This is a genomic window from Polymorphospora sp. NPDC051019 (assembly GCF_040683055.1).
Lineage (GTDB): Bacteria > Actinomycetota > Actinomycetes > Mycobacteriales > Micromonosporaceae > Polymorphospora > Polymorphospora lycopeni.
This window is the reverse complement of the sequence record NZ_JBFBCH010000051.1, coordinates 1-1,643: the sequence shown is the minus strand read 5'-3', so window position 1 is coordinate 1,643 and position 1,643 is coordinate 1. Positions and strand designations below refer to the sequence as shown.

At 65.0% G+C, this 1,643-nt stretch carries 2 protein-coding genes; both read left to right on the top strand.

The features are described from left to right. The first annotated feature begins 616 nt into the window (after positions 1-616). A complete protein-coding gene (locus tag AB0M79_RS36300; RefSeq protein WP_364223362.1) occupies positions 617-937 on the top strand; it encodes a MerR family transcriptional regulator in 321 nt (106 codons plus the stop codon). A 425-nt stretch (positions 938-1,362) separates the two neighbouring features. Continuing rightward, on the top strand, positions 1,363-1,566 hold the full coding sequence (locus tag AB0M79_RS36295; protein WP_088981566.1) for a cold-shock protein: 204 nt from the start codon (positions 1,363-1,365) through the stop codon (positions 1,564-1,566). Positions 1,567-1,643: the final 77 nt, after the last annotated feature.

Below are 1,643 nucleotides of genomic sequence, written 5' to 3'. Positions count from 1 at the left end.
TCCGCCGAGAAAATCTGGTCTCCGGCGGCTAGACATTGTCGGTCGGGTTGGGTAGTGTTGCTTGCGTTGACGACGGAGATCGGTAAAAGACGCCGACGAAACAGGCCGAGCGTCAAGCAGGCCCGGGACACTTCGTGGCCCGCTCGGTAACTGCGGTGGAAGCACATCACCGCACGCAGCAAGGTAAGGCAAGTGCAGGTCAAGACCTTGACGTAACTCCAGGTCAGGGCAACCGCAGGCAGGGCCGATGCAGGTTCGGGGCTCCGCCTGATGCAGGAAAGATCCGCCGCACGTGTGCGGGGCCATGAGTCGCGTGGGGCTCCGACATCGGCGGGTAGCACCGCAGTAATGGAAGAAGAGGAAAGGGAGGGCTGGACACCGTTGGATCGCCCGCCGTCAGGACGTAGTTGCAGTTCTGCGGTGGACACCGTAGTCCCATCGAACGTGAGGTGGTGGTCTCCGGTCACGCTTATGCGATCCTCACCCCGCCTGCCGCTGATAGCGGCATGGTGCGGAAACGAGAACCCGACGAACCTGTCGGTAGATGGTGTATTCAACCCGTAACCCTGGGCCCCGGCGCGTGGTGCGCCGGGGCCCTCGTCATGGAGAGGTATGTATGGCCCAACCCGACGACATGCTCAACGACGACAACTACCCCGCCTACACCATGGGCCGCGCCGCGGAGATCGTGGGCGCCTCGCAGGACTTCCTGCGCCGCCTCGACGAGGCGAAACTGATCATCCCGTTCCGCTCCACCGGCGGACACCGCCGCTACTCCCGCTACCAACTGCGCCTGGCCGCACGAGCCCGGGAGATGGTCGACCACGGCACCGCCCTCGAAGCCGCCTGCCGGATCATCATCCTCGAAGACCAACTCGAAGAAGCCCTCCAGCACAACCGGAACCTCCAGCGCCGCCAGCAATCCGGCGCCGCCTGACCCACGCCGCACGGTCCTTCTCCACCCTTGAGAGGGACCGTTTGTCGTACCCGAATCCCCCGCGGCCAGCAAGAAGGCGCTTCTTGACAGCCCAGCAAGGCGAGCGCGCAACGCGCTGACGCAGCACACCCGCGGCCAGCACGCGGACGCCACCGGGGCCGATGAGCTGGCAGCGGGGATTCCGGGCGCAGGGCTGATGCGGTGACAGGGGCCGCGCACATGGGGCGCTGGCGGGACTGGCATCTGTGCTAGGCTTCTCCCAGTTGCAGTTTTGATTTCCTTAGACGTTTTCGGCGCCTGATGGGGTTATCTGAACCCATCCAGGCGCTTTTTTCGTTTGTCGTGTCGGTTCCGGCGCGGGCGATCAACGCGGCGGCGTAAGGGTCCGCGCAGTGCGGCCTCTAACAGCTTGCGAAGGAGCAGACATGGCTACAGGTACCGTGAAGTGGTTCAACGGCGACAAGGGCTTCGGTTTCATCACCCAGGACGGCGGCGGCGCCGACGTCTTCGCCCACTTCTCCGCGATCTCGGCGAGCGGCTTCCGCAGCCTCGATGAGAACCAGCGGGTGGAGTTCGACATCACCCAGGGCCAGAAGGGCCTGCAGGCGGAGAACATCCGCTCGCTCTGATCCACAACTTCGCGAACGGCGGCCCGACTGGTTCAGCGGGCCGCCGTTCGGCGTTCCCCCGCCTCCAAGGTCTTCGG